General features: G+C 68.3%; 5 protein-coding genes and 1 pseudogene. 4 read left to right on the forward strand and 2 right to left on the reverse strand.

What is annotated here, in order from left to right; translation table 11 throughout:
- A pseudogene (locus tag CSW58_RS13575) lies at positions 1 to 496 on the reverse strand (glucan biosynthesis glucosyltransferase H); the annotation flags it as partial.
- A 447-nt stretch (positions 497 to 943) separates the two neighbouring features.
- Here CSW58_RS13575 and CSW58_RS15540 point away from each other — a divergent pair.
- Positions 944 to 1,132: a copper-binding protein gene (locus CSW58_RS15540; protein ID WP_236627848.1), complete on the forward strand. Its 189-nt coding sequence runs from the start codon at positions 944 to 946 to the stop codon at positions 1,130 to 1,132.
- A gap of 46 nt (positions 1,133 to 1,178) precedes the next feature.
- On the opposite strand, the gene CSW58_RS13585 is transcribed toward CSW58_RS15540, so the two are convergent.
- Positions 1,179 to 2,204: an NADP-dependent oxidoreductase gene (locus tag CSW58_RS13585; protein WP_099447618.1), complete on the reverse strand. Its 1,026-nt coding sequence runs from the start codon at positions 2,202 to 2,204 to the stop codon at positions 1,179 to 1,181.
- A 112-nt stretch (positions 2,205 to 2,316) separates the two neighbouring features.
- Between CSW58_RS13585 and CSW58_RS13590 the strand changes: the two genes are divergently transcribed.
- From CSW58_RS13590 to CSW58_RS14495, 3 genes are all read left to right on the forward strand, one after another.
- Entirely contained in the window at positions 2,317 to 3,240 is a 924-nt protein-coding gene (locus CSW58_RS13590) for a Gfo/Idh/MocA family protein (protein ID WP_099447619.1), read from the forward strand.
- A 329-nt stretch (positions 3,241 to 3,569) separates the two neighbouring features.
- Positions 3,570 to 4,028 (forward strand): transposase, encoded by a 459-nt coding sequence (locus CSW58_RS14490; RefSeq protein WP_201721688.1) that lies wholly within the window; start codon positions 3,570 to 3,572, stop codon positions 4,026 to 4,028.
- A 199-nt stretch (positions 4,029 to 4,227) separates the two neighbouring features.
- Entirely contained in the window at positions 4,228 to 4,506 is a 279-nt protein-coding gene (locus tag CSW58_RS14495; RefSeq protein WP_201721689.1) for a hypothetical protein, read from the forward strand.
- The last annotated feature ends 21 nt before the right edge of the window (positions 4,507 to 4,527 follow it).

The following is a 4,527-nucleotide window of genomic DNA, read 5'->3' on the forward strand; positions in this document are numbered from 1 at the left end:
CGCGCAGGCGGGCGAACACGGCCGTCGCGTCCTCGTTGTGCACCGGCATCAGGATGGCGGTGCGGGCCTTGGGCCGGGGCATGGGCTTGGTGCTGTCGATGCCCAGCGGATCCTTGGGCTTGCCCAGCAGGACCACGAAACCGACCACGGCGGTGCAGAACCACAGCGACAGGGCCGCGAACAGCGGGGCCAGCAGGACGATGCAGACCAGCTCCAGCCGGGTGACGCCGCCCAGGGCGATGGTGTCGAAGGTCGCCTTCCAGCCGGCGAAGCCCATGATGGCGGTGGCGACGAAGACCAGCCAGCGACGCAGGCCGATATTGGCGTGCAGGTCGACGGCGGCGCGGGCGCCGCCCTGCCAGAACGCCAGCGGCTGCACCGGCATGGCCAGGGGCGCGTCGGTGGGGATTTCGACCCGGTCGCGGGGCGAGATCACCGTCTCGTAGGCGACGCTCCGCGAGGAGGTCAGGTCGAAGAAGGCGCCGCGTTCGCTCATCAGATCCAGATCTCGGTGCGTCCGGCGCAGGGCCGGGCCTCTCCGGAGGGGATCGAGACCTAGACGCCATCTTCACGGATCGGGCCCCGTCGGCTAGGACTGGGTCGTTCTGTCAGGTGGGTCTGAACGTCGTCGATTTCCGGCGTGGAGAGACGCCGGCGAGGTCCAGAGTAAACTTTCGATCACGAAATCGCTACCGAAATTGAGATCTATTTCGCAGGTGCGGTAAAAATCTTGCGGTTCGGCGCGGAGGCCAGGCGGCCCGGTCAGACCATTTAGGGTGTTAAGTCAATGAAAATAGCTTGGTTTTTGCTTCCGGTCGCGGCCGTTCTGATCGCTTCATGCGGTCCTGGGCCGAAGGAAGCCGCCGCCCCGGCGGCCCCTGGCGCCGCTGAAACCAGCGCCAAGAGCGCGGCTGAATTCGACTCAGTCGGGGTTTTGGCCTCGGTGGAAGGCCTCGGAGTCACGCTCGATCACGAGGGCGCGAGCGGCGCGGGGCTGGCGGCGGGACGCCAGGTTTTCCGGACCTATGCCGATGTTCTGGCCGAGGCCCCGCTCGAGAACGGCGCGCGAGTGGCGTTCAAATATCGCAAGGACGGCGACGGCTACGTCCTGACCGAGCTGAAGGCGCGCTGAGCCGGTTGCGCGGCGCCGGGGCAGGCCCGGCGCCGCGCGGCCTTCACTAGGCCAGCTTGACCAGCATCTTGCCGAGGTTCTCGCCGGTGAACAGCTTGATGAAGGCCTCGGGCGCGTGCGCGATGCCGTCCTCGATGGTTTCCTTCCACTGCAGCTTCCCGGCCCCGATCCAGGCGGCCATGTCCTTCACGAAGGCCGGATAGAGGTCGTAGTGGTTGGAGACGATGAAGCCTTCCAGGCGCAGGCTCTTGCCGACGGCCTGGATGATGTTGGCCGGGCCGGTCGGGGTTCCGGTCTCGTTATATTGCGAGATCATGCCGCACAGGGCGAAGCGGGCGAACGGACGCGCCGAATTGATGGCCGCCTCCAGGTGCACGCCGCCGACATTTTCGAAATAGACGTCGATGCCCTTGGGCGCGGCCTTGGCCAGTTCCGCCACCACGTCGGGCGTGGCCTTGTAGTCGATCACATGGTCGACGCCGATCGACTTGAGGAAGGCGACCTTTTCCGCGCCGCCCGCCGAGCCGATCACCGTGTGACCCTTCAGCTTGGCGATCTGGCAGACCACCGAGCCGACGGCCCCGGCGGCGGCCGAGACGAACACCACATCGCCCTCCTTCAGGGCGGCGACGCGCAGCAGGCCGGCATAGGCGGTCATGCCGGGCATGCCCAGAATGCCGAGGAAGGCCTGGGGCGGCAGGCCGTGGGTGTCGATCTTGGTCAGGGCCGCCATGCCCGGCGCGGCCATGGCCTTGGGGGCGACATTGAAGGCCTCGCGCCAGCCGAACATCGAGTTGACGATGTCGCCGACCGCGAAGTCGGGGTCGTTGGAGGCGACCACCTGACCGATCGCGCCGCCCTGCAGGGCCTTGCCCAGCTCGAACGGCGGCACATAGCTGGGACGGTCATACATGCGGCCGCGCATATAGGGGTCGACCGACATCCACAGGTTCCGCACCTGCACCTCGCCGGGGCCGGGCGCGGCCAGATCGACCGAGGCCAGTTCGAAGTCGGTGACGGCCGGCACGCCGACCGGGCGGGTCTTCAGGCGGATCTCTCGCGAGACGGTCATGGTCTTCTCCCTATGATCTGTTGTGAGTTTCTAATTTAAACGCTTGTTTAGCGCGTCTCGTCGGCGGGCTCCAGCGCTTCCGGGCGCGCGCAAAGCGGTTTAGACAGCGCCCATGACCCAAGCTTCTTCCCTGAAAGCCGGCGTCGTCGGCGCCGGCGTGTTCGGCGGCTACCACGCCAAGAAATATGTCGAGCTGCCGGATGTCGATCTGGTGGCGGTGTTCGACATCGACCTGGCCCGCGCCAAGGCCCTGGCCGAGCCGCTGGGCGCGACCGCCTATGACGACATGGCCGCTTTCCTGGCCGCGGTCGATGTGGTGACCGTCGCGACCCCGGCGGTGCATCACGCCCAGGCGGCGCTGGCGGCGCTGAAGGCCGGCAAACCGGTCTATTCCGAAAAGCCCCTGGCGGTGACGCCCGATGACGCCGACGCCATGGTCGCCGCCGCCCGCAAGGCCGGCGTGCCCCTGGCCTGCGGCCATCAGGAGCGGGTGGTGTTCCAGGCCATGGGCCTACTGGACATCCCCGAGCAGCCGCTGCGGCTGGAGGCCGTGCGGCGCGGCACGCCGTCGGACCGCAATCTGGATGTCTCGGTGGTGCTGGACCTGATGATCCACGACATCGATCTGGCCCTGGCCCTGTGCGAGGCCGAGCCGGTGGCGGTGGAAGGCGAGGGGGCGGTCACCCGCTCGGACTCCCTGGACTGGGTCAAGGCCGAGGCCACCTTCGCCAACGGCTTCACGGCGGTGTTCGACTCCTCGCGCGTCGCCGAGGCCCGCGAGCGGACCATGCGCGTGGTCTATCCCTCGGGCGAGGTGGCCATCGACTTCCTGGCCCGCACCTTCCGCAACACCACCCCTTTCCCGCTGATCGAGGACTTCACCGAGACCCCGGCCGGCAAGGACCCCCTGGGCCAGAGCGTCGCCGGCTTCCTGGCGGCGGTGCGCGGCCAGAGCCCCCGCCCGGTGGTCACCGGCGAGGAAGCCGCCCGGGCCCTCGACCTGGCCCTGGCGGTCGAGCAGTCGGCGGGCGGCTAGGGCGCGCCGCCGGGCGGCTCGCAGAGGCCGGCGTCCGGGAGGGAAGCGGCCGTGTCTGTCCTTCTCCCTTGCGGGAGAAGGTGGCGCGAAGCGCCGGATGAGGGGTCGAAAGCCCTATCGGAAAGGCCTCTGCGACCCCTTGTGTCTTGGATCTGAGGTTATTGTGGTGATGCGGGCGGCTGTTAGCAGCAGCCGCCCGCCGCGACCTTGAGCCCGTAAACCCCTTGGCCTTGGAGGCCGTGGGTGAGTTTGGGCCGGTCGTGATCTTCCAAACCCGAACAGTTGCATGAGGCCTTTGGGACCTCGCACTGGCAAGGAAGGGATAGAGGATGCCACAGGATCGAGTGTTTGTGGGCGTGGATGTCTCCAAGGATCGCCTGGACGTGGCGGTGCTGGAGGGCGAGAGCTTCGCGGTGTCCAATGACGCCGCTGGGCTGCGGGACCTCGTCAGACGGCTGCGGGCGGCCAAGGCCAGTCTGATCGGACTGGAGGCGACCGGCGGCTATGAGAAGGCTGCGGTGGAGGCGCTGCTCACGGCGGGGCTGGACGCACGGCTCCTGGACCCGCGCAAGGTTAGGCGCTTCGCCCAGGCCTGCGGGGTCCTGGCCAAGAACGATCGGATCGACGCCGAGCTGATCGCCCGCTTCGTGGCGCTGATGCCCAGCCGCTCGGCGCGGATTGATCCGGCCGCCGCCGGTTGGCCGAGTTGGTCGACGCGCGCCGTCGCCTGGTCGAGGAGCAGGCGCGACTGGATAACGCCGCCCGGATGGTCCGCGACCCGGTGTTGATACGCCTGGCTCAGCGGCGACGCGGGCGAACCCGCCTGGATCTTGTTCTGATCGAGAAGCGGCTGGCTCAGCTGATCGCCGAGGATGACGATCTGGCGCGCAAGGACGCGCTGCTGCGCTCGGTGCCCGGCGTAGGCCCCGTCCTGGCCTGGACGCTGCTGGCTCGACTGCCGGACTGGGCGATCTGGACGCCCGGCAAGTGGCCGCCCTGGTCGGCGTCGCGCCCTACGACCACGACAGCGGAGCCGACGAGGACGACGCGCCATACGCGGCGGTCGCCCCATCGTGCGCAATGTTCTCTACATGGCCGCTCTGGTGGGCGCCCGCCTTCAACCCGGCCCTCGCCGCGATGAAGGCGCGTCTGGCCCAGGCCGGAAAGCCGCCAAAGGTCGTCCTCGTGGCCTTGATGCGAAAGCTCATCACCATCCTCAACGCCATGCTCCGCGACAACGCCTCCTGGCGCGCCGCCACCGCATAACTTCAAGACAGTTGCTCACCG

Origin of the sequence: Caulobacter sp. B11 (assembly GCF_002737765.1) — a bacterium.
Taxonomy (GTDB): Bacteria; Pseudomonadota; Alphaproteobacteria; order Caulobacterales; family Caulobacteraceae; genus Caulobacter.

Bases quoted from the DNA above. Each gene is read 5' to 3' on its own strand.
- CSW58_RS13585 (WP_099447618.1), bottom strand. From the start codon at position 2,204: ATGACCGTCTCGCGAGAGATCCGCCTGAAGACCCGCCCGGTCGGCGTG.
- CSW58_RS13590 (WP_099447619.1), top strand. From the start codon at position 2,317: ATGACCCAAGCTTCTTCCCTGAAAGCCGGCGTCGTCGGCGCCGGCGTG.
- CSW58_RS14490 (WP_201721688.1), top strand. From the start codon at position 3,570: ATGCCACAGGATCGAGTGTTTGTGGGCGTGGATGTCTCCAAGGATCGC.